The organism is Bacteroides oleiciplenus YIT 12058 (genome assembly GCF_000315485.1).
Lineage (GTDB): Bacteria > Bacteroidota > Bacteroidia > Bacteroidales > Bacteroidaceae > Bacteroides > Bacteroides oleiciplenus.
Window position 1 is genome coordinate 375,888 of sequence record NZ_JH992944.1, and the last position, 24,937, is coordinate 400,824.

The 24,937-nt window shown below is 47.7% G+C and carries 18 protein-coding genes; 9 read left to right on the plus strand and 9 right to left on the minus strand.

What is annotated here, in order from left to right; all coding sequences use genetic code 11:
- Positions 1 to 122 precede the first annotated feature (122 nt).
- The 3 genes from HMPREF9447_RS21175 to HMPREF9447_RS21185 are packed head-to-tail and all read right to left on the minus strand — an operon-like array spanning position 123 to position 4,097.
- Positions 123 to 1,718 carry a hypothetical protein gene (locus HMPREF9447_RS21175; RefSeq protein WP_009131835.1) on the minus strand — a complete coding sequence of 532 codons (1,596 nt, stop codon included), beginning with the start codon at positions 1,716 to 1,718 and terminating at the stop codon, positions 123 to 125.
- A gap of 4 nt (positions 1,719 to 1,722) precedes the next feature.
- The gene (locus tag HMPREF9447_RS21180; protein WP_009131836.1) at positions 1,723 to 2,757 is read right to left on the minus strand and encodes an HlyD family secretion protein; all 1,035 of its coding nucleotides are present in this window, start codon (positions 2,755 to 2,757) and stop codon (positions 1,723 to 1,725) included.
- A gap of 26 nt (positions 2,758 to 2,783) precedes the next feature.
- On the minus strand, positions 2,784 to 4,097 hold the full coding sequence (locus tag HMPREF9447_RS21185; protein ID WP_009131837.1) for a TolC family protein: 1,314 nt from the start codon (positions 4,095 to 4,097) through the stop codon (positions 2,784 to 2,786).
- A 144-nt stretch (positions 4,098 to 4,241) separates the two neighbouring features.
- Between HMPREF9447_RS21185 and HMPREF9447_RS21190 the strand changes: the two genes are divergently transcribed.
- The 8 genes from HMPREF9447_RS21190 (at position 4,242) to HMPREF9447_RS21225 (ending at position 13,426) form a co-directional block, all read left to right on the plus strand.
- Positions 4,242 to 5,183: a helix-turn-helix domain-containing protein gene (locus HMPREF9447_RS21190; protein WP_009131838.1), complete on the plus strand. Its 942-nt coding sequence runs from the start codon at positions 4,242 to 4,244 to the stop codon at positions 5,181 to 5,183.
- 246 nt (positions 5,184 to 5,429) lie between these two features.
- Complete coding sequence (locus tag HMPREF9447_RS21195) at positions 5,430 to 6,689, plus strand: 3-phosphoshikimate 1-carboxyvinyltransferase (RefSeq protein ID WP_009131839.1); 1,260 nt, start codon at positions 5,430 to 5,432, stop codon at positions 6,687 to 6,689.
- A gap of 3 nt (positions 6,690 to 6,692) precedes the next feature.
- Positions 6,693 to 7,121 (plus strand): hypothetical protein, encoded by a 429-nt coding sequence (locus HMPREF9447_RS21200; protein WP_009131840.1) that lies wholly within the window; start codon positions 6,693 to 6,695, stop codon positions 7,119 to 7,121.
- Between the two features lie 84 nt (positions 7,122 to 7,205).
- Positions 7,206 to 8,033 (plus strand): metal ABC transporter permease, encoded by an 828-nt coding sequence (locus HMPREF9447_RS21205; protein ID WP_009131841.1) that lies wholly within the window; start codon positions 7,206 to 7,208, stop codon positions 8,031 to 8,033.
- Positions 8,034 to 8,049: 16 nt separating this feature from the next.
- Positions 8,050 to 11,112 (plus strand): type IX secretion system periplasmic lipoprotein PorW/SprE, encoded by a 3,063-nt coding sequence (gene porW / locus HMPREF9447_RS21210; RefSeq protein ID WP_009131842.1) that lies wholly within the window; start codon positions 8,050 to 8,052, stop codon positions 11,110 to 11,112.
- 11 nt (positions 11,113 to 11,123) lie between these two features.
- Entirely contained in the window at positions 11,124 to 12,689 is a 1,566-nt protein-coding gene (gene porX / locus HMPREF9447_RS21215; protein ID WP_009131843.1) for a T9SS response regulator signal transducer PorX, read from the plus strand.
- A gap of 89 nt (positions 12,690 to 12,778) precedes the next feature.
- Entirely contained in the window at positions 12,779 to 13,204 is a 426-nt protein-coding gene (gene tsaE, locus HMPREF9447_RS21220; protein WP_009131844.1) for a tRNA (adenosine(37)-N6)-threonylcarbamoyltransferase complex ATPase subunit type 1 TsaE, read from the plus strand.
- Positions 13,205 to 13,210: 6 nt separating this feature from the next.
- Positions 13,211 to 13,426 (plus strand): immunity 17 family protein, encoded by a 216-nt coding sequence (locus tag HMPREF9447_RS21225; protein ID WP_009131845.1) that lies wholly within the window; start codon positions 13,211 to 13,213, stop codon positions 13,424 to 13,426.
- Between the two features lie 88 nt (positions 13,427 to 13,514).
- Here HMPREF9447_RS21225 and HMPREF9447_RS21230 read toward each other — a convergent pair whose 3' ends face one another.
- The 6 genes from HMPREF9447_RS21230 to dnaE form a co-directional block, all read right to left on the minus strand.
- Complete coding sequence (locus tag HMPREF9447_RS21230; protein WP_009131846.1) at positions 13,515 to 14,888, minus strand: efflux transporter outer membrane subunit; 1,374 nt, start codon at positions 14,886 to 14,888, stop codon at positions 13,515 to 13,517.
- Between the two features lie 3 nt (positions 14,889 to 14,891).
- Entirely contained in the window at positions 14,892 to 18,023 is a 3,132-nt protein-coding gene (locus tag HMPREF9447_RS21235) for an efflux RND transporter permease subunit (protein ID WP_009131847.1), read from the minus strand.
- A 24-nt stretch (positions 18,024 to 18,047) separates the two neighbouring features.
- Positions 18,048 to 19,268, minus strand: coding sequence for an efflux RND transporter periplasmic adaptor subunit (locus tag HMPREF9447_RS21240; RefSeq protein ID WP_009131848.1), 1,221 nt, complete (start codon positions 19,266 to 19,268; stop codon positions 18,048 to 18,050).
- Between the two features lie 218 nt (positions 19,269 to 19,486).
- Positions 19,487 to 19,822: a hypothetical protein gene (locus HMPREF9447_RS21245; RefSeq protein WP_009131849.1), complete on the minus strand. Its 336-nt coding sequence runs from the start codon at positions 19,820 to 19,822 to the stop codon at positions 19,487 to 19,489.
- 47 nt (positions 19,823 to 19,869) lie between these two features.
- Complete coding sequence (gene trxA, locus HMPREF9447_RS21250; protein WP_009131850.1) at positions 19,870 to 20,187, minus strand: thioredoxin; 318 nt, start codon at positions 20,185 to 20,187, stop codon at positions 19,870 to 19,872.
- 86 nt (positions 20,188 to 20,273) lie between these two features.
- Positions 20,274 to 24,068: a DNA polymerase III subunit alpha gene (dnaE, locus tag HMPREF9447_RS21255; protein WP_009131851.1), complete on the minus strand. Its 3,795-nt coding sequence runs from the start codon at positions 24,066 to 24,068 to the stop codon at positions 20,274 to 20,276.
- A 172-nt stretch (positions 24,069 to 24,240) separates the two neighbouring features.
- Between dnaE and HMPREF9447_RS21260 the strand changes: the two genes are divergently transcribed.
- Entirely contained in the window at positions 24,241 to 24,930 is a 690-nt protein-coding gene (locus HMPREF9447_RS21260) for a phosphatidylserine decarboxylase family protein (protein ID WP_009131852.1), read from the plus strand.
- Positions 24,931 to 24,937: the final 7 nt, after the last annotated feature.

The following is a 24,937-nucleotide window of genomic DNA, read 5'->3' on the forward strand; positions in this document are numbered from 1 at the left end:
CAAATAATTATTTGCCTGAACACATCCTTTTTAATTGCACGGCAAAATTAAGAATAAATCAGTTTACCCACCTCACCTAATTTAGTCTACATTGTTCAAAACAGGAACAGACAGACACCCAATCATCCGGTTACTCCCAACTTCTTGTCCATACGCAGCTCATGCTTCGCAAAGCGGCGAATGGAGCGATAAGTGGGATGCAGTACTTTGTACGGGCGGATATCGCTCTCATAAACCAGGAACACCAACAGGCAGAACAAGGCTATCAGAATCAACCAGCCGTACAATTCCTTCATAGAAACCATCAACGCCTGTTGCTGCACAGCACCATAAAGTTCTCCGGCAGACATCCGGTTGATGAACGGATTCACATGATCTAATGACGAACTGAGCAGCATCGCATTCTTCTTTAAAGTCACACTCAAAGCACGCCCCAGGATAGCCGTACCCAAAGCACTGCCAAACCCGGCACTGACAAACGCCTGCACGGACACCGCTTGAAAAAAGTGTTGAAAAGGTACACGTGACAGCACCGTAAGAAAACAAATAGCTATTATGACATACCCGAAACTACGAAGGAACAACGGCACGAACAGCGTCTCCTTCGGCAAAGCATAATCAATGCCAAAGTAGAAATACATCAGATAGACAGTGATGGAAGTGAAAGCAATCACCGTCATCGTCTTATAGCGCCACTTACGGCGTGAAAAGGTCAGAAATGTAAAAGCTGCTCCAACCACAATGCCCAGCAACACTACCCAGTTGAGCGAAATCACATTCAGGGCATCATAACCCAATATACCCTCCATATAGATATGCTCAAACAGGTGTGAAGGAGCTAACAGTATATCTATTATTATATAAAGTATAAAGGGCAGCCACACGGAGCGGTACGTCCACGTCTTCAATGCAATGAACGGATGACGGATGAAAGATGCGCGCCACAAGTTCAGTGCCAGAACTACTATGCCGATGACGGTTGCCACCCGGATTGGGAAAGACCGGTACCAATCGTAATGTTCACCATAGACACATACAAAAAGGATGCACAGCAGAACAAGCCCCCACATTAAAGCTCCCAGCCAGTCGATACCAAATAACGGTAATTTCGGTAAGGAACGATAGCTGCGGAATAGCCAGAGCGTAACCAGCATCACTAATAACAACAAGCCCACTATCAGCCAGTGCATATACTCCCACTTCGCCCAGAAAGCCGTGTAGACGGTTATCAAACCCGATAACTGGATGCAACTCTGCACCAACAGGTAGATAAAGCAAAAGAACACCGATAAATCCCGCTTGGGAGTCAACCATAGTTGGATGGTGGAGTTGCACTCAAACGTGGCCCACATGCGGAAAATGCCTGCAAAAAAGCAAGTTATCACCAGCAGGGGAATACTGCGGGTATGCATACATATCAGATTGGCAATAATCAGGGCTATGCTGCACGTCATCAGCGAAGTCTTCGAGGCGAAGCGGAATTTCAAGCGGAACATAATGGCGAACGTCAGCCCCATGCCCACCATAGACGCATACCCCGCCATCATAATGTCTTCCTGCATCAATGCCGTTGAACCGACCATTTCGTTGACTGCCGACAGATAAATACCGCCGGAGAACTGGAAGATGATGACAAAGGCAATGATAATCCAGGGGCGTAGTTTCGGAGGAACAAAGTCGCGGATAGCCGGAATAGAAAAAGGTCCTGTTTCGTGCATCGCATCAATAGTTTACTACACATTCCACATTCATGCCGGCACGCAGACGCTCCATATCTTCCGGACGATTATCTGCAGAGAACTCGATACGGATGGGGATACGTTGTTCTACTTTCACGAAGTTTCCGGCGGAGTTATCTTGTGGGAGAAGGGAGAAGCTGGCACCCGTAGCGCGGGAGATGGACTTCACGGTTCCTTTGAAAATGATATCGGGAACGGCATCCACTTCTATTTCTACGGGCTGGCCTTCCCGGATATGCGTGGTCTGGGTTTCTTTGTAATTAGCCACTATCCATCTTTCGTTTTCATCAACCAGGTCCACCAGGGTTTGTCCGGGTTGTATCAGTTGCCCTTCCTGAATTTCCTTCCGCCCGGTGGTTCCGTCGCAAGGGGCGAGGATGACGGTATAGGAAAGATTCAGGCGTGCCAATTCCAGGGCAGCCTGTGCAAGTTTGATGCCGGCATCGGTTTGTTCCAGGCGGTGGGTTTGTTCCTGTTTCACCAGTGTGGTGGATTGCCTTTGGCGCAACAGAAGTTCGTAGCGGGCTTTGGAAGCCTCATAGTTAGTTTGTACGGCATCATATTGCTGTTTGGTGACCGCATCCTGTAACAACAGGTTCTTATAACGATGATATTCACGTTCAGCATTATCGAGGCGGACTTTAGCTTCCTGCAAACCGGCGTCGGATACGGCAATGTTATTCTGAGTAGTATGTACAGTGGTAGCCACTGCATTTTTGCCGGAGATGGCATTCTGGAAATCAGCCTCAGCCTGTGCCAGACGGAAACGGAATTCGGCATCTTCTATCACAGCCAGCGTATCGCCTTTGCGAACCTGTTGGTATTCATCGAAATATATCTTCTTGATAAATCCCTGCACGCGACTATTGACGGGGACGATGAGTTGTTTCACTTGTGCATTGTCCGTGTATGCCACACTGCCGAGGTGGACGAAATGAGAGCACACCCATACCAGTGCAGCAATGAGTAAGAGACTAACCACCACGTTATAAATCATTTTTTTCTTCTTGCGTTCCATATATTCTATTGTTATTTAAAATTCGTTTATAGACTTCCGGCTGTCTTTCTCAGCTTATAGAAATTGAAAAGTATATTGATTTGTGCATTCACCAACTGCAATTCCGCATTCAGCTTGGAATTACTGGCGTCCAGCATATCGGTAATCAGTGCCAGGTCATTCAGATAGCGGTTATTCACCACACTGTAGTTCTGCGTTGCCAGTTCCAGACTTTTCTCCTGCGTATCACAGATAGTGAAAGCCTCCTGAAAACGGATATATGCCGCTTTCACCTCCGTGCGCACATTCTCCTGCAACAACAAATCACTCTCCTGCGCCCGCCGGGTAGACAACTGCGCCAGACGAATCTTCTTGCCGGACTTGAACGTAGAAGCGATATCAAACTTCACCCCGACACCCACATACCAGTAATTCAGATTTTTATTAATGGGAGGCACTTCAATCGTAATAGGCCCGTCCAGTTTGTCACCAGCAAAGAGAACCACAGACGGCAGGCGTTCCGCTTTCGCTATCCGCTCATTATACTGAGATTGCTTGATGTTCAGCTTCATCTGTTGCAGTACAGGCGAACTCAATACAGCCGTTTCCTGCCAATGCGCTTCTTCCGAGGGTCTCGGGAGCCGTCTCAGCAATGTTGTATCCACATCAATCACCGTTTCCTCCGACAAACCAAGCACTGTAGTCAACTGATTATTCAGAATGAGAATACTGTTTTCTATCTGCGTCAAAGCCAGTTCCAAAGATTTGAGTTGCAACTCATACCGGGTGATATCATTCTTCAAAGCCAATCCCTGCGATTGTTTGGCATTGATGTCTTCCACCAACTTGCGGGTTTGCTCGATATTTTTCCGGTACACTTTCGACTGATTCTGCAATTTATACATCTCCAGATAGTTGCCTACCAACAGAAAACGAATATCCTGTTTGTTCTTCTCTTTATCCAGTTCCGCCAACTGTTGCTGCAACCGAGCAATGGCAATCCGGCTCGTGATAGCCCCTCCGGCATAAATTACCTGTGACGCTTCTATCGCAAAGTTATTACCGAAATGCGGCATAGCGGCATTCTCACCGTTCCCGAAGTCACGGTCAGCCAGCCAGGCATCGCCCAGATAGCTTGCGGAAACGGAAACATCAATGGAAGGAAGTTGGGCATTCTTAGCTACCTTCACCGCTTGTCCGGCCTCTTCTTCCGCCAGACGGAACGTGCGGATACTGCGGCTGTTAGCGTCCGCCAACTCGAACATCTCTTCAATTGTCATCTTCCGAATGGTTTGTGCAGATACAAGAGAAACGTTCAGCGCTAAAATCAAAACTAATAAATCTTTCAATCTTTTTATCATATCTATTAAATTGTTACCTCAAAAACGGCTGCAAAGTTCGGACAAATTCTTTGCTAAAGGTAAATCCCAAATTGTGCAAAGTTGGTTTAATTTGGAGATTTTCAAGATTTGTGCTACCTTTGCCATACAACAAAAAATTCTTTAATGGCCTCTTCCATACGCATCAAGAACATCTGTGAACTACTCATTATCAGTGGCGGTAAAAACGATACACGCAAGAAAATCAGTTGCATCACCATCGGACACCGGGAAGCAGAAGAACAGTTTTCGTCAGACATCCACCTCGATGCCTTCATCATCCTATTGGTTTTATCCGGAAAGGGACGGGCTGCAATCAATTACAAAACGTATAACATTCAAGCAAATACGCTCTTGCTGCTGACTTCTGCACATTTGTTCCATTTTTATGATTGTAGTGATGATTTCCAATGCCAATGCCTCTTTGTCAGCAAGGTGTTTACTGATGAGATGGACTCCACCGATATGATTTACCGAAGAACCAAATATGGCGTACGGCTATATAATGAGCCTGTAATACCTTTGGAGCATCCGCATGCCGTCCTATTGGCGGAACGACTGGACAGCGTCAACAAAAACATTGACCGTACAGAGCATTTCTATCACAAAGAAGTGATTCTGAACCGCTTGTTCGCTCTCTATCTTGATTTAAGCGATATCCTCGAACGCACCAATCTGCCACATACAGACGGTTGCCTGACCCGCTACGAAAGTGTCATCAAGTCGTTCATCGAACTATTGGCAACGCATTACCGTGAAGAACACAAAGTAGACTACTATGCTGCCCGGCTGAACCTGTCCGCCCACCATCTGACGCAAATCGTGAAACTTGTGACAGGGCAAAGCGTAAGCGACTTTATCTTTGAAATGCTATTCAGCGAAGCCCGCAACCTGCTGACGCACTCCAAACTATCCGTACAAGAGATAGCCGCCACCCTCAACTTTTCCGACCAGTCTTCTTTCGGGAAGTTCTTCAAGCGGAAAGCAGGCATATCACCTGTGGATTTCAGAAAAGACATGAAACGGGAAGAAATAGCTTATTCGGGTTCCCTGCTGAGTTACAAGTAATTACCCAGTAAGTATTTGCCAGTTTTTGCCACAGCCTTGGCAAAGTTTTGCCACTTCGATGGCAAGGTCTTGCCAATGCGATGGCAAAAGTTTGCCAACGAAGTGGCAAGAGGTTGGCAAACTACATCACAGTGCAGAAGTATACTTATTCTATCAACAGAGCATAAAGCTGTTTCTTTATTCAGATATTTATCGTACTTTTGTAGTCTGTAAACCAGCTATTAGATTCTAAGAAAGAATACAACTATGCGCTATAAACTTTCGGCACCTGCCACCCTGCACACCACTATTCAGCTCCCGGCATCCAAGAGTATCAGTAACCGGGCTTTGATATTACATGCTTTAGCACAAGGATGCATCACGCCCGCCAATCTGAGCGACTGCGACGACACACGTGTCATGATAAAGGCTTTGGACGGAAATCCCGAACATATCGACATCCTTGCCGCCGGAACAGCAATGCGTTTTCTCACCGCTTATCTCAGTGTAACACCCGGCACACGTGTCATTACGGGTACCGAGCGGATGCAGCAACGTCCTATACGGATTCTTGTAGATGCCCTGCGCGAACTGGGCGCACAAATAGAATATGCCGGCAAAGAGGGTTACCCTCCTCTACGCATCACAGGCACAGAGCTGGCGGGCGAAGAAATCACGCTGGCCGGAAACGTAAGTTCACAATATATATCTGCCTTACTGATGATTGGTCCGATTCTGAGAAACGGACTGAAACTGAACCTGACGGGAGAAATCATCTCACGCCCCTATATCAACCTGACGTTGCAACTGATGAAAGAATTCGGTGCAGAAGCTGCATGGAGTTCCGAAAGCAGCATCACCGTCCGCCCCGGCACTTACAAAGACATACCTTTCACGGTGGAAAGTGACTGGAGTGCTGCGTCCTATTGGTATCAGATGGTTGCCCTGAACTGTGACAATGCAACTAACGAAAAGGAAACCGTAAAAACTGAGGTGGAATTATCGGGACTTTTCTCACGCAGCTATCAGGGAGATAGCCGGGGAGCGGAGATATTCACGAAACTTGGTGTACGGACAGCGCATACCGACCGTGGAGTGATATTGACCAAGATGGGCAGCCCTGTTGCCCGCATCAAGGAAGATTTAGTCGATATACCCGACCTGGCACAAACTTTCGTTGTGACTTGTTGTTTAATGAACATACCTTTCCGCTTCACCGGATTGCAGAGTCTGAAAATTAAGGAAACAGACCGGATTCAGGCGCTCATCACCGAATTGCATAAGTTGGGATATGTGGTAAAGTCGGAAGAGGACAGTATATTAATCTGGGACGGTGAGCGTTGTGAACCGGAAGCCAATCCCGTTATCGCAACTTACGAGGACCACCGGATGGCAATGGCCTTTGCACCTGCCGCCATGCGGATGCCGTCTTTGCTGATTGCAGAGCCTCAGGTGGTTTCCAAATCTTATCCGGGATATTGGAAAGATTTGCAACAAGCCGGATTTGAAATAGAAATAGAGGAATAGAATATGTGGATACTGATAATAAGTCTGATTGCACTTGTCTGCATTGCCCTTCTGGCAGGATACATCCGCAACCGCCGCTTGCAGAAGAAGATTGAGCGCGGAGAACTGGATGCCATGCCTGAAGTGAAAGAAGTGGATGCAGAGTGTTGTGGACAGCATGAGGTATGCGAACGGGACAGTCTGTTGGCTGCCGTCAGCAAGAAGATAGAGTATTACGACGATGAAGAATTGGACAAATACATCGGTGTTGCTCCCGAAGATTATACTTCTGAACAAGAAGATGAATTCAGGGATATATTCTATACAATGCAAGATACTGACGTTGCCGGATGGGTGCGAAGCCTGCAACTGCGCGGAATCGCGTTGCCGGACAATATTAAAGACGAAGTATTCCTTATTATTGGAGAGAGAAGAACAGTGATTAGCGGTTAGTGATTAATACCATACGGTATGATAGTAAATCTCTATATACATTAACTGATAATCACTAATCACTAACAACTAATCACTAACAACGTGGATTTACTGCAATATACATTCTTTCAACACGCCCTTATCGGCAGTTTGCTAGCAAGCATCGTTTGCGGACTTATCGGTACATACATTGTAACGAGACGGTTGGTGTTCATTAGCGGCGGACTAACACATGCTTCTTTTGGTGGTATCGGTTTGGGACTCTATGCAGGCATCTCCCCTATTCTGGCAGCCGGTGTTTTTGCTGTGTTGTCTGCGTTTGGGGTGGAGTGGCTAAGCAAACGCAATGATATGCGCGAAGATTCGGCCATTGCCGTATTCTGGACGCTGGGTATGGCATTGGGCATTATGTTCACTTTCCTTTCTCCGGGGTTTGCGCCCGACCTGTCTGCTTATCTGTTTGGCAATATCCTGACGATTACGATGACTGATATAGCTTTGTTGGCAGGGCTTGCGGTGATACTGACCATCTTCTTTGTACTTTATTTACGTCCGATTATTTATGTTGCTTTCGACAGGGAGTTTGCCCGTTCGCAAGGAATTCCGGTACAGATATTTGAGTACGTGCTGATGATGTTCATTGCGCTGACCATCGTTGCCTGCCTGCGCATGGTGGGTATCGTGCTGGTCATTTCGCTGCTCACCATTCCGCAAATGACGGCGAACTTATTCTCACACCGTTTTCACCGCATTATATGGTTGTCCATCGGCATCGGTTATCTCAGTTGCCTGGGTGGGCTGATGATATCTTATTATCTCAATGTGCCTTCGGGGGCAGCTATCATCTTCTTTTCCATTATTATATATGTGATATGTAAGTTGGGAAAGAGTTTTTATTTATCTTTACGGCAGAAAACGCAGAACCCGTAAAACCTACTGGCATAGTTTGAAACGCAAAGCAGTCTACCTCACTGGCATCTTAGTGACTTTGATGCTCGTTGCCGGATGTTCCACTCGAAAGAATACAGCCGGTACACGCTTCTACCATGCCCTGACCACCCGCTACAACGTTTACTTCAATGGCAACGAAGCCTATAAGACCGGACTCGAAACACAACAGCAAGGAAATAAGGACAATTATATGGAGGTGCTTCCCCTCTACCCCATAGGCAATAAAGAAACCACAAGTATCGGCACTTCCGACTTCGACCGGGCTATTGAAAAAGCACAAAAAGCCATCCGACAGCACTCCATCAAACGACGCCCTATCCGCAAGCCGGGGCGGGCATACACCGATGAATATAAGAAATGGCTGGCACGTCGTGAATTCAATCCTTTCATACACCGCGCATGGCTGTTGCTAGGCAAAGCGCAATATCAGAAAGGAGACTTCCCGGAAGCTGCATCAACATTCTCCTACATCGCACGCCTTTACGACGGACAAACGGGCATTACTTCCGAAGCACTCATCTGGCTGTCCCGCTGTTACTCTGCATTGGGTTGGCAATATGACGCTGAAGACGCCTTGAGCCGGGTGAACAACGACAGTCTGCCCCTATCACTGGCAGTTCCGTATGCCTCGGCAACGGGAAATTTCCTGTTGGGCAGTAAGCGGTACAGGGAAGCCATTCCGCATCTGGAAAAAACCGCCAAAAACGAAAAGAATAAGAAACAGAAAGCACGATGTTACTACCTCTTGGGGCAGACTTACCAAATGTTGCAGCAACCAGAGCAAGCCTATCAAGCTTACAGCAAAGTAATCCGCCTCAACCCACCGTATGAGCTGGCTCTCAGCGCCCGCATCCGACAAACGGAAGTGATGCCCGCCTCTAACAGTCGCAAAATCATAGGAAAACTGTTGCGTCTCAGCCGTGACGAAAAGAATGAAGAATTTCTGGACCAGATATATTATGCACTGGGCAACGTCTATCTTGCCGAAAAAGATACGGTTCAGGCCCTTGCCGCCTATCATAAAGGAATAGAAAAGAGCAAACGAAACGGCGTAGAGAAAGGTGTTCTGCAACTAACGCTGGGAAATCTATATTGGCAGCAGGCACGCTATGCCGAAGCGCAGAAAGCATACGCCGAAGCCATCGGATTGATAGACAAGACGCATCAGGAATATGACACCGCTACCACTCGTTCGGAAATCCTGGACGAACTGGTACCACACACCACTGCCATACAATTGCAAGACAGCTTGCAACGCCTTGCCGGAATGACGGAAGAAGAAAGGCTGAGCATAATAAAGGAAATCATCGCGCAAGTCATTGCCCGGGAAGAAGCAGAACGCAAAGCGGCAGAGGAAGCGGAACGGGAAACCAACCGTCAACAAATGCTTGATGAAGCTGCCAACCAATTGCCCGCCACTTCCATCGTCACCCGACCGGGACAAAGTACCACCACTACTCCGCAAACCACCCAACCTACCATAGGGGGAAAGCAAGCCTGGTACTTCTACAACCCGCAATTAGTGGAACAGGGGAAAGCGGAATTCCAACGTTTATGGGGGCGCCGGAAGCTGGAAGATAACTGGCGGAGAAAGAATAAAACTGTAGTTGCCCTGGATGATTTCGGGGAAATAGATTATAACGAGCCCGAACAGACTGCCGGAACAGATTCTATTCAGAACAACAAGGAAGGTGAAACCAACCGCACCCACTCACAGAATAGTGAGAACGAGAAAACAGGTATCGGTAACAACGAAAAAACAGACACCGACAGCCTTGCCAACGACACGCATCGCCCGGAATACTATCTATCACAAATTCCACTGACAGAAGAAGCAATGAAAGCTTCAAACGCATTGTTATCAGAAGCCCTGTATGGCGCCGGAATGATATTCAAAGACCGTATGCAGGATTTCCGAAAGGCGGAAGCCGCCTTTGAACGACTTGTAAGCCAGTTCCCGGACTTCGCGCAACTGGATGAGGTGTATTATCAGTTATTCCTGACTGAATTAGCTATAAACCATTATGATAACTCTCCATCCATAGCGGAAACTGCACTACAATTAGCCGAAAGATATAAGTCCGAGCTTATCGCTCGCTTCCCCGAAAGCCGTTACGCCAAAACGCTGGCCGACCCGGATTTTGCGGAGAACGCCGTGCACGGTAAGCAACGCGAAGACTCGCTCTATACCCGCGCCTACGAGCATTTCCAGGCGGGAGACACTGCCACCGTACGTGCTGCTGCACATCTTTCCGCAGAGATATATCCTCTGGGACAGCATCGCCCGAAGTTCATGTTCCTTGATGCCGTCACCCGTTTGCAAGGTGGAGAAACCAAGCAATTCCTCGCCACCCTGAAACAGCTTGTACAGCAATATCCGCAAAATGAAATCACCGACCTCGCCGCTCATATACTGAAAGGTGTACAGGAAGGGCGTTTGCTGGCCCGCGACAGTCATACATTCGGTTCCATCTGGCAACGCCGGAATGCTGAACTTGCCGAAGTCGGTAACTTATTAGGCGATAGCCTGGGCAATGCCGCCGTCCTTCCACCGGACAGTGCATTCAGCACGGAGCGCAATGTTCCGTTCCTCTTTATCCTTGCCTACGAAGAAGGAAAAGTAAACGAAAACATGCTTCTGTTTGAAGTGGCACGCTATAATTTCTCCACCTTCCTGGTGAAGAACTTTGATCTTGCCTTTGCTCACGAACGGGGTATCGGGATGCTGCAAATCAAACCATTCAGCAATTATGATGAAGCACAGCAATATTTCCGCAGGCTCTATGCCACTCCTGAAATGGCTGCCCGGCTGAGCGGTATGCGTGCAGTGCTTATTTCGGAAGCAAATTATGAACAACTCATCAAGCAATACAGTTTTGATGACTACGACACCTTCTACCGTGCCCACTTCTCTTCCATTCCGGAGCCCGAACTGAAAGGTTACACACTGGATGAACCTCTGCTAAACCTGCCTACCGAGGAAGAAGAACGGCAGAAAGAAGAAAATCTGCCTGCGGAAGAGGACGACCCGGAAAATGGTGTTATCTTTGAGGACTGAAAACATAAAATATGAAGAAAGACAGATTACTTTGGGTAGACGATGAAATCAGTTTGTTGCGACCGCACATCCTGTTTCTGGAAGGCAAAGGTTACGAAGTCGACACCGTAACCAACGGACAGGATGCGCTCGACCGCTGCCGTGCCACTACCTACGACCTCATCTTTCTGGACGAGAACATGCCCGGACTGAGCGGTCTGCAAACCCTGGCACTGATAAAAGAAATCTGCCCCACCGTCCCCGTCATCATGATTACCAAAAGCGAAGAAGAAAATATCATGGATATGGCTATCGGGCAAAAGATAGCGGATTACCTTATCAAACCTGTCAACCCCAACCAGATATTACTGTCACTAAAGAAGAACCTGCACCGCCGGGACATAGTCAGCGAAGCCGCACAGACCGGTTATCAACAGAACTTCGGCAAGATAGGCATGCAAATCAACGATTCGCTGACCGCCGCCGACTGGATGGAACTATACCGCCGCCTCGTATACTGGGAACTGGAACTGGAAGCAACGGACAGCCCCATGAGTGAAATGCTTGCCATGCAGAAGGCAGAAGCCAACTCCGCTTTCGCCAAGTTCATCAAGAAGCACTATGCAGATTGGGTATCAACGAAAGATACTCCCCTCGACCGTCCCCTCATGAGCCCGGACATTTTCAAGCGTATCCTTTTCCCGCTGTTGGACAAAGGCGAAAAAGTCTTCTTCATCGTCCTCGACAACTTCCGCTACGACCAGTGGCGTGTCCTCGCCGACGAGCTATCCGGCTTGTTCAATATCGACGAACAACTTTATTTCAGCATCCTGCCCACTGCCACACAATATGCCCGCAACGCCATCTTCTCCGGTCTGATGCCCGACCAGATAGCGCGGCTCTTTCCGGAATTGTGGGTAGATGAAGACGAAGAAGAAAACAAGAACCTGAACGAAGCTCCGCTGATACGTACCATCATCGAGCGTTATCGCCGCAACGATACATTCTCTTATCATAAAATAAATGACGCCGCAGGTGCCGAACGCTTATTGGCACAACTGCCTGCACTGGCACAGAACGACCTCAACGTTGCCGTGTTCAACTTCATCGACATGTTGAGCCACAGCCGCACGGAAAGTAAGATGATACGCGAACTCGCCTCCACCGAGGCAGCTTACCGCAGCATCACGCTTTCATGGTTCCGCCATTCACCGTTGAGCGACCTGCTGAAAGCACTTGCCAACCGCCAGTATCGTGTCATCATCACTACGGACCATGGTAGCATCCGCGTAGATAACCCGGTAAAAGTACAAAGTAACAGTAAAGAAATCAATGCCAACCTGCGCTACAAGCTATCGCGCAATATGGCATACAATCCTAAACAAGTGTTCGAAATCACCCGCCCCGCAGATATACACCTGCCCTCACCTAATGTGAGCACACGTTATATCTTTGCCACCGGACGGGATTTCTTTGCTTATCCGAATAATTATAATCACTACGTCAGCTACTACACTGATACCTTCCAGCATGGGGGAATCTCGATGGAAGAGATGATTATTCCGCTTATCACATTGAGCGGACGAGGGGGAGGATAAAAAGGCTAAACCTTGGCAGCGCCGAAGTTAAACATTGACACTGCCAAAGTTAAACATCGTCAAAGTTAAAGTTATAAATAAAAGATAATATGGAAATCAAAATTCAATCTCTGGACCATATCCACGAAGCCGCCCGCGAATTTATCGCTGCAATGGGCGACAATACCGTTTTCGCTCTTTACGGAAAGATGGGAGCCGGTAAAACTACATTTATCAAGGCACTTTGCCAGGAACTGGGCGTTGAGGACGTTGTTACCTCTCCCACTTTTGCCGTCATCAATGAGTACCGCTCGGACATAGCGGGCGAGCTCATTTATCATTTCGACTTCTACCGCATCAAGAAGCTGGAAGAAGTATATGACATGGGATATGAGGATTATTTCTACAGCGGAGCGCTCTGCTTTATCGAATGGCCGGAATTGGTAGAGGAACTGTTGCCGGGCAATACGATACGCGTCACTATCGAAGAACTGGAAGATGGCTCACGCAAGCTGACAATGGAAAGCCAGGAATAAGTCACTATGAGCCAATATATCATTCAGGGAATTTTTGCAGTGGCCGGCATCATTTCACTGCTGGCTGCGGTGTTCGACTGGGAGTGGTTCTTCACTGCACGGAACACTCAGTTTGCGGTGAGGAGCGTGGGACGACAGCGTGCGAGGTTATTCTATGGAGTACTGGGAGTTATCCTCATCGGGATGTCGGTGTTCTTCTTTCTGAATACGCCGCCGGCATGATTCAAGTTATAAGTAACGCTATGTGTGTGGGCGAATGATTATTTGCCCACACACATAGCGCAACGCTTTTTGACTCTAATATACTTTCTTATTGCCATCCCCCGCCGAGCGCCTTATACAGCCGTACCAGCGTTATCTGCTTATCCCTTATCGCATTGCTCAGTCCTATCTGTGCATCAAAATATCCACGCTGGGCATCCAACACATCCAAATATCCGATAACCCCGTTGATATACTGCAACTGGGCCAGCTCTACGTTCGTCCGTGCCGCCTGCTCCAATTGCAGACGCGACTCATAAATCTCCTTTATCTTGCCGAAATCCACAATCGCATTCCGCGCATCCTTGAAGGCAGTCAACACCGACTTCTCATATGCATAGACCTCCGCCTCATACGCCGCCTTCTTCGCCTTCAGCATCGCCCGGTTCTTACCCATAGCAAACAGCGGCGTCAGCAACGAACCGCTCAGGAAATGATAAGGTGACTTCAGGAAATCCGAGAACTCGGTACTCTCCAACCCGTAGTGAGCCGTCAGACTGAGACGGGGAAACATATTGGTGTATGCAACTCCCACCGTCGCATTCGCAGCAATCAGCTTCTGCTCCGCCTGACGCACATCCGGACGACGTTCCAGCAATGTGGAAGGAAGCCCCACAGGAAGACTTTCCGGCAGTTTCACCTCTTCCGGCAGCACCGAACGTTCTATCTTTCGCGGATACTCGCCCGCCAGGAAAGCAATGTCATTCTCTTTGATAGAAATCTTCCGTTCCAGGTCCGGCACCAGCGTTGCCGTACGTGCCAACTCCACCTGGGCCTGCTGATAAGAAGTCTCCGAAGTCAGACCACCCTCAAAACGGAGCTTCGCCAGCCGGACACCCTCCTTACGGGCACCGAGTGTCTGGCGTACAATTGCCAATTCGTTATCCAACGCCACCAGCTCGAAATATGCCTGTGCCACTTCTGCCACCAGACTCATTTTCAAGGCACGTTGCGCTTCTATCGAACCCAGAAAGTCCGCCATACTCTTATCCTTCGCCCAACGCAGATTTCCCCAAAGGTCCACCTCCCACGAAACGATGGCTTTCGCCTCATAACTCCGGTCCGAATCATAATTATCGCCGCCATAGTTCTCTGCCTCCTTGTCTGCATACAGCTTGCCGCTGACTTGCGGGAAGAGATTGGCAAAGTCTATGCGCTTCATCGCCGCCAGTTCCTTCACCCGTGCGGCGGCAATCTTCATATCCTTATTATATTCAAGCGTCCGCTCGATGAGCGCTTGCAGGGTAGTATCAGTGTAAATGGTCCACCACTGGCGGTCGGCAATGGAAAGTGTATCCTGCTCTGTAGAGTCAAGTTGCTGCGGCAGGTCCAGTTCCGGACGTGCATAGTGTTTACCCAACTGGCAGGAACTGAGCACCACTACCAGCACCATCATATAATATATCGTATATTTCCTTTTCATAGCTTATCGTTTTAATCGCTTCGCAACTTTCTTAATATTCGCACCTTTTGCTTTTGCCTTCGCCTTATAAATCAGCACGAAGAAGAACGGTACCAACAAAATACCTATTGTCACAGCCAGAATCATTCCGAAGAATACGCCTGTACCGATGGCCTGACGGCTTGCCGAACCCGGTCCGCTGGCAATCACCATCGGCAACATACCGAGAATAAATGCCAATGACGTCATCAGGATAGGACGGAAACGCAACTGTGATGCATGCAGAGCGGCTTTCACCACATTCGCCCCACGGTCCACCTGTTCTTTGGCAAACTCCACAATCAAAATAGCATTCTTTGCTGCCAGACCGACCAGCATAACGAGTCCAATCTGAAAATAAACATCATTTTCCAGTCCGCACAGCCATACCCCGAGGTAAGCTCCCAATGCGGCAATAGGCAATGAAAGCAATACGGCAATAGGCACCGACCAGCTCTCGTAAAGTGCAGCCAGGAAGAGGAATACGAACAGGAATACCAGTGCCAGCACCATGGCAGTCTGTCCGCCTGCCTGCTTCTCTTGATAAGAAAGTCCGCTCCATTCCACACCGATATTGTCCGGCAAGTGGTCACGGGCTATCTGTTCAATGATTTCCATTGCCTGACCGGAACTGTAACCATCGGCAGCTCCGCCACGAATCACGGCACTGTTGAACATATTGAAACGCTTGATGCTACCCGGCCCCGTGGTATACGAAGTTGTTCCGAGGGAAGTCAACGGTATCATTACATTATCCGCACCACGTACGAAGAAGAGGTTGATATTCTCTTTATGTTCCCGATAGGGAGCTTCTGCCTGAATGTATACACGATAGATACGGTTGAACATATTGAAGTCATTCACATATACCGAACCGGTATAGGCCTTCATGGTTGAGAATACATCCGCCAGGGGTACACCCGCCAGTTTCACCTTATCCCGGTCTACATCGAAATAAAGTTGCGGAATATCCGCCTGCAAAGAAGATGAAAGTCCCGACAACTCCTTGCGCTGTGATGCGTAATACATCAATGTATCCGTTGCCTGTACCAAGTTGTCGAAAGTGGCATCACCGCGTGCTTCAAGCTGCATCTCGAAACCACCGGAACTTCCCAATCCCGGAATAACCGGCGGCGTGGAGAGATAAACCTTACATTCGGGATATTCCTGAAGGTCTTTCTTCACTTGTGCCATTACTTCATCAATGGTCTGTCCGTCCCGTGCTCCCCAAGGTTTCATGATGACGGTCAGTTCACTGCGTGCCTGACTGCTGCCTACACGCGGGCTGCTACCCACTACGCTTTGCACATATTCCACAGCCGGGTTCAACATCAGATATTCCACTGCACGTTCCGATACGGTACGCGTGCGTTCCAACGTTGCACCTTCGGGCAATTCCAGTTCTACTTTGAAGTAACCCTGATCTTCCACGGGCAGGAAGCTGGTCGGAATCAGTCGGTTTACCAGAAAAATGGCTATCAATACTATGCCGAATGCTCCCAACACCCTGCGGGGATTGCCTATCACACGTGAAATCTGACGCACGTATTTGCGGTTACCCATATTCAGTGCATAGTTGATATAACGGAATACGATGTTTTTCCGTTTGTGGGAGTCCGGTTTCAATATCAACGAACACATCACCGGGCTCAGTGTCAGTGCAACTACCGTAGAAAGCAACACGCTGACCACAATCGTCACCGTAAACTGGCGGTAAAGTTGTCCTGTGATGCCGCCGAGGAAACTAACCGGAACGAACACTGCTGCCAGCACCAGTGACGTAGCAATAATTGCTCCCGTCAGTCCTTCCATAGCTTTCTTAGTGGCTTCGTAAGGCGGCAGCTTCTCTTCGTGCATGATGCGCTCCACATTCTCCACCACCACAATAGCATCGTCCACCACAATACCGATAGCAAGCACCAGTCCGAGCAACGTAAGTATATTGAGCGAAAAACCGAATATCAACATGAAACCAAATGTACCAATCAGAGAAATAGGCACCGCCACAATCGGAATCAATGTGGCACGCCAACTTTGCAATGACAGGAACACTACGATAATCACCAGTGCCAAAGCCTCAAACAGCGTCTTATACACTTCATGGATAGATTCCGAAATGTACGTTGTCATATCGAACGGTATCTCGTAACTCAATCCATCAGGGAAATTAGCGCTAATCTCATCCATCGCCTTCTTCACATTTTCCGCTACTTCCATAGCATTGGCACCCGGAAGCATATAAATACCCAGCACCGCTGCATTTTCACCGTTGATGCTACTCTCTGTGTTGTAAGAAGAAGCCTCCAGAGATATACGCGCCACATCACGCAAACGAATTATAGAGCCATCCGCATTGGCACGTATCACGATTTCTTCAAACTGCGCAACAGTAGACAGACGCCCCTGGGTGGTGATAGGAATAGTGATATCCAATCCTTTCACCGGCTGTTGCCCCAGCACACCGGCGGCGGACTCGCGGTTCTGGTCTTTCAGTGCATTCTGCAAATCGGCCACGGTCAGTCCGAAGTTAGCTAACTTATCCGGCTGCACCCAGATCTGCATGGCGTAGTAGCGGCTACCGATATTCGACACACGGCCTACACCGGGAATACGGCGAAGCAAGTCGAGCACGTTCAGTGTAGCAAAGTTACTCAGGTAGATTTCATCAAACTTCGGGTCGGAAGACATGAGACAGATAGTCATCAACTGGCTGGCCGCCTGTTTTTCTACCGAAATACCGTTTTGCACCACTTCCGCCGGGAGACGGGATTCCGCCAGTTTCAGACGGTTCTGAATTTCCACTGCCGCCAAATCAGGGTCGGCAGAGATGTCAAATGTCACTGTAGCCGAGAAACCACCGGAGTTGGAACTGTTGGACTCCATATAGAGCATTCCCGGTGTTCCGTTCAATTCCTGTTCGATAGGTGTGGCTACTGCCTGCGATACCGTCAGTGCGCTGGCACCCGGATAGGATGCGCTGATTTTCACTACCGGCGGCGTAATCTGCGGATATTGGTCAATGGGGAGCATCGACAATCCGATGATGCCCACAATGACAATCAGTATGGAGATGACAGCCGAGAATACCGGTCTGTCTATAAAGAAACTTACTTTCATATGCGTCTGTTTTACGTTCGTCAATTACTTCTCAGTCTTAACCGTATCCGGTGTCTGACTTTGTTCCTCGTCTTCTTTCTTCAACAGGGCATTGTTCACCTTAACTTTCATACCCGGACTCAGCTTATGGTATCCTTCCACCACGATGGTTTCACCCGGCACCAAACCTCTTTCCACTACCACTTGGTTCTGGAACTCCGGTCCCAGTTCAATAAAGCGCCGTTCTACGGTGGAGTCGCGACGCATCACAAACACAAAAGCACCACCCTTTTCGATGATTACCGATTTCAGGGGAACAACTGTTGCATTCTCACGAACATCCAGCAACAGCTTCACTTTTGTGAACTGCCCCGGCAGCAACACATGTTTCGGATTGGGCATCTCGGCACGAACAGAGAATGTACCGGTGCGAGGGTCAACCTGCGGTTCGGCAAAGTCAACCAAACCTTTGAACGGATAAACCGTATTATCGGCAAGTGTAATAGAAATATTCGGTTGCCAGGAACGGGTGGAGTCTTTTTGTCCCAGGTTCACATTGCGCTCTTTGGTTTTCAAATAGTCCAATGCAGTCATACTGAAATCAACCAACACCGTATCACTCTTTACGATAGCTGCCAGCAACGACTTGCCTCCTGTGCCTACCAGTGTACCAAGGTCTACATAGCGTTCACTGATATGTCCAGACAACGGGGAACGGACAATTGTATAACCCAATTCCAGTTCCGCCTGATCCAGATCTGCCTGACTCATAGCTACACTAGCTTGCGCTGTTTCATAAGCCGCTATCGCATTATCCAAATCCAATTGACTGGCAGCATTCTGCTCATACAGCGGACGGATACGTTCCAAGTCACGTTGTGCCTTGCGAGCCTGTGCTTCGTCCTTTTTCAGTTGTGCACGTGCCTTATCCGCCTTGGCCGCATACTGGTCGCGATTGATTACAAACAACACCTGGTTCTTCGTCACATAAGTACCTTCTTCAAAAAGCATATTTTCCAGATACCCTTCTACACGGGCACGCACCTCTACAAACTGCTGAGCGCGGATACGTCCCACATATTCACCATAGATTTCCACATCGTCCTGTGTCACCGGTTCTACGGCCACTACCGGCAGATCCGGTGCTGGTGCAGGACGATGAGTGACGAACCAGTAAATCCCTACTAACAATACTATACCTATTGCGGCAATCACTGCCTGCCTTTTCGTTATTCTGATTTCTCTCTTTTTGAAAAACGATTTCATAAGCTCTCTGTTTATGTTAATGTTAAAAACCCTATAAATAAAAAACACAACTGACGTGCCAAAGTTCGCTAACTATACTTTTATTATTCATAGCCAAAGCATTAAACACTTAAATGGAAATTGCATGAAGTGTGGAATCCACTCTACAAGTGTGGAATAATTCCACAAAAAAAGTCCGAACGAAACGTCCGGACTCTCTTTTTACTTACTGAAACTACTTATTCGTCATCATCCAACGACTCCGTATATTCCAGTTCCCCTTGAACCACGAACAGAATCTCTTCCGGATCATAGTCACCCATCTCGTCTTTATGAGCTTCCTTGATGATGTAATCTACGATCTGCCCCAGGTCAACTTCGACGCATCCTTCTTCATCCGGCTCTACATCGAGAATGCCGCTTTCAGAATAATACTCATCAATCAAATCGAGGAAATAATAGAATTCGTCGTCAGAGAACTTCTCCTTTAACTCCTGCGGCAAATAATTTTTGATGTATTCGATGGTCTTTTCGTCATCGAGGTCATCCTTTAAGAAATCGTCTTCCAGTCCCATAATAGTTAGTTTTTTAGGGGTGAATACCTTATTTATATGAACACTCCTTACAGGAGCATTTTCTTTATCTTTTCGTCAAAAGCTGATTTGGGCGCAGAACCTACCTGCTTGTCAACCAACTCACCGTTCTTGAAGAACAATACGGTAGGAATGTTACGAATGCCATATTCCGCAGGCAGATCGCTACTTTCATCCACATCGCACTTACCGATGATTACCTGACCGTCATACAGTTCTGCCAGTTCGTCAATAATAGGACCTACCATCTTACAAGGACCACACCAGGGAGCCCAAAAGTCAATCACTACAGGTTTACCCTCTGCCAGGATTTCCTTATAGTTGCTGTCTGTAATTTCTAAAGCCATTTCTTTAAATATTAATTATTAAATATCAATTATTAGTTATCAAGCCAGTATCAATTTTATGGTATCTCATTGATGAAGCAAAGATACTAATTTATCCGGAATTCCAGTTCGGGACGCTCATTTAAATAAGAGATTAAGTCACGCCCTACGGAAAGCTTCACCGGACGGGAAATCAGATCCACTACAGTTTTACTATCCGGATCGCTCACTTTGAAATATAACTCTGTCGTACCGGGATGCCCTTTCATCAGCGCTGCAAGCTCTGTTACCAAAGCCTGGTTCAGTACGGAAAGCGGTATCAATATGGTGATTTTGGATATCAGCTTTTCCTTCACATCGGGCAATAATTCCATAGAGGTGATTTTAACTTCCAACTCATCCTGCCGCCACTGTTTGGGTTGGCAACGGGCTTTAATAAAGAGGAAGGTACGTTCCCCCAAATACCCCTGATAGGTCACCCAGTCATTACCAAAGAACGGGAGTTCCGCAGAACCGGAATAGTCTTCAATTTTGGCGATGCCATAAGGATTACCGTTCTTACTGATACCCCGGCGCACGGAGGTCACAATACCTCCCATCGTGATTTCGCGCCCGGCAAGCGCTGCTTTATCTTCCAACTCAGCCATGCGGGTGTTGCAAACGTGTTGCAATACAACAGAGTATTCATCCAGCGGGTGGGCGGAAAGATAGATACCTACCAGGTCGCGCTCCCTGTTCAGGCGGTCGAGGTCACTCCAACGTTCCGCCTCGGGGATTTCGGGGGTGGCTATATCCACTACATTTTCTCCACCGAACAATGAATTGGCCGCTGCTGCCTGGTCGGCCTGATAACGGTTACCATAACGCACCAAAGTTTCCAGAAAGACTTCATTCTTAGAATTCACGGCAAAGTATTGTTCACGCTTCAGTTCCGGAAATTCATCGAAGCCCCCCGCCAGAGCGAGGCATTCCAAGTTCTTCTTATTACAAGCTGTCAGATTGACACGCTGCACAAAATCAAATATACCTTTGAAAGGACCGTTCTTCTCACGTTCTTCCATGATATTCAGTACGGCACCTTCGCCCACACCCTTCACTGCACCAAGACCAAAACGGATATTTCCTTCCGGGTTAACAGTGAACTTCAGGTTACTCTCATTTACATCCGGTCCCAATACTTTGATGCCCATCGCCTTACATTCGTCCATCAACTTGGTGATATCGGTAATGTTCGACAAACTTCGGCTCATTACGGCTGCCATATACTCGGCAGGGTAATTAGCTTTCAGATATGCGGTCTGATAAGCTACCCACGAATAACAGGTGGCATGAGACTTGTTGAAAGCGTAAGATGCAAACTTTTCCCAGTCTCCCCAAATTTTTTCAAGTACTTTCGGATCGTGTCCATTCTTGCGCCCGCCTTCAACGAATTTGGGTTTCATGTGATCCAGCTTGTCACGCAACTTTTTACCCATCGCCTTACGCAAGGCATCAGACTCACCACGGGTGAAGTCAGCCAACAGACGGGACAAGAGCATCACCTGCTCCTGATACACCGTAATACCGTACGTATCTTTCAGATATTTCTCCATGACGGGAATATCATACTCAATCGGTTTCCGCCCATGCTTACGGTCAATGAAATCCGGAATGTAATCCATAGGACCTGGACGGTAAAGGGCATTCATCGCAATCAAGTCCTCGAAAGTAGAAGGCTGCAACTCACGCAGGTATTTCTGCATACCGGCAGACTCGAACTGGAACGTGCCAATGGTACGACCATCACTATATAATTTATAAGTGACAGGGTCATCAATCGGCACCTTATCTATATTCAACTCCAACCTACGATGCAGACGGATATTTTCTACGGCTTCCTTGATGATTGACAATGTTTTCAATCCCAGGAAGTCCATCTTAATCAATCCCGTATCTTCAATCACCGAACCTTCATACTGGGTTACGAGCATCTTTTCGCCAGTTTCTTTATCGTCAGCAGTACTTACAGGCACCCAGTCGGTGATGTCGTCACGACAAATAATCGTTCCACAAGCATGCACACCTGTACCACGCACATTCCCCTCAAGCATTTTAGCGTATTTCAACGTATTACGCACCAGAGGGTCAGGAGAAGCTTCCGCAGCCTGCAGCTCGGGAACGTAATCAATAGCATTCCGCAGGTTCAGTTTCTTATCAGGTATTTTATCGGGAACCAATTTTGCCAGACGATCGGATTCTGAAAGAGGAAGCTTCTGCACACGGGCAACGTCCTTGATGGCAAGTTTAGTAGCCATTGTACCATAAGTAATGATATGCGCCACCTTTTCCTGTCCATACTTGTTAGTTACCCAACGAAGCACTTCACCACGTCCGTCATCATCGAAGTCAATATCAATATCAGGCAATGAGATACGGTCGGGATTCAGGAAACGCTCGAACAGCAAGTCATATTTGATAGGGTCGATTTTCGTAATCTGCAAGCAGTATGCCACGGCCGAACCAGCAGCCGAACCACGTCCCGGACCAATTGACACACCCATGCTACGCCCAGCAGCGATGAAGTCCTGCACAATCAAGAAGTATCCGGGGAAACCCATTGTCTTCATAATATGAAGTTCGAACTTCAACCGTTCCCTAACTTCTTCCGACATGGGGTCGCCATAAAATATCTTAGCACCGTCAAAAGTCAGTTTGGCAAGGTAGTCCGCTTCCAACTTGATACGATACAATTTTTCATATCCACCCAAGCGCTTGATTTTGTCCTTGGCGTCCTCTTCACTCAGCACCACATTTCCATTCTCGTCCTGGGTGAACTCATCGAACAAATCCTTTTCAGTAAATTTCTGCCGATAGCCTTCTTCCGTTCCGAAGTCTTCGGGGATGGCAAAGGTAGGCATGATAGGTGCGTGATCGATGGAATAGTATTCCACCTTATCCAGAACCTCCAGCGTATTGGACAAAGCTTCGGGAATATCCGCAAAGAGTTCGTTCATCTCCGCTTTCGTCTTCATCCACTCCTGCTTAGTATAAAGCATACGGTTGGGGTCATCCAAATCTTTGCCTGTACTCAAACAAATCAAGCGGTCGTGCGCTTCGGCATGTTCCTCATTCACAAAGTGAACGTCATTAGAACAGATCAGTTTGATATTGTATTTCCTGGCATACTCTATCAGTTTGGCATTTGCCCGCTGCTGCAACGGGTAGGCTTCATGGTTGGCACGGGGCACGGTCGCCCTATGTCGTTGCAACTCCAAATAATAATCTTCTCCAAAGAGGTTCTTGTACCAGCGTACAGCCTCCTCCGCTTCTTCAAACTGGTCGTTAAGTATCTTCTTAGGTACTTCACCACCGATACAGGCCGAGCAGACAATCAATCCCTCGTGATACTTTTCCAGCTCATTGCGGTCGGTGCGGGGACGCATATAGTATCCATTCGTCCAGGCTCTGGACACCAACTTTATCAGGTTGTGATAACCTTTTTCATTCTTTGCCAACACAATCAAGTGCCAGCCGCTTTGGTCGGGTTTTCCTTCCTTCTTGTCCATGGTGCGGCGTGCCACATACATCTCGCAGCCAATTATCGGTTTAAACAGCTTATTTTCAGCTTCCGTAATTTTTGCGCGACAGTCAGCAATCTCCGCTTCCTTGTCTTCACAAGCTATTTCGCCGCTCTCAATACCGGCAATGCGCTTCTTGAGATTCTTGATATCTCCTTTCGGCCCGCTATTCTTTTTGTTGACGTAATTAGTGAACTCCTTGATGCCGAACATATTACCGTGGTCAGTTACGGCAATTCCCTTCATTCCATCCTTCATCGCTTTGTCAACCAGCGCACTGACGCTTGCCTGACCGTCGAGGAGGGAATATTGGGTATGAACGTGCAAATGAACAAAATCCTGCATAAATATCTCCTTTCAATTGAGAGCATAAAAGTACAACCTATATAAGACCTAACAAAAATATTTCCCTAAAAGTTATCAACATCTGCATTTCTCCCCCCAAATGCTTGTTAGATTTTCAAAATAAGTCTATTTTTGCGGATAATTTGTATTCACAAAGAATAAAACAACTTACATGAGTCGACTAAAGAAACTAAAAAAGATACGAATTCACCGTGAAGGGACACATACACTGGCCGGCAGTTTACTGTTGCTACTGGTAGTCAATTCTGCCCTATACTTCGGGCTGGAGTGTAAATTACCGTTCTACATCGTAGCTGTGGTCAGTATCGTCTTGTATGGAATGCTGGTGAATTTCTTCCGATGCCCTATCCGCTTGTTTGAGCAGGAAGACACCGAAAAGATTGTGGTGGCACCTGCCGATGGCAAAATAGTGGTTGTAGAAGAGGTCGAAGAAAATGAATACTTCCATGACCGCCGCCTTATGATATCCATCTTTATGAGTGTTATCAATGTACATGCCAACTGGTATCCGGTAGACGGAACCGTAAAGAAGGTGGCACACCAAAACGGTAAATTCATGAAAGCCTGGCTGCCGAAAGCCAGTACGGATAATGAACGATCCATGGTAGTTATCGAAACTCCCGAGGGCGTGGAAGTGATGGCTCGCCAAATTGCCGGCGCCATGGCACGCCGCATCGTCACCTATGCCGAAGCAGGCGAGGACTGTTATATCGATGAACATATGGGCTTTATCAAGTTCGGGTCTCGTGTAGATGTTTATCTTCCGCTGGGCACTGAAGTGTTCGTAGAACTGGGACAAACAACTACAGGAAACCAAACCGTGATAGCCAAACTAAAATAACTAAGCA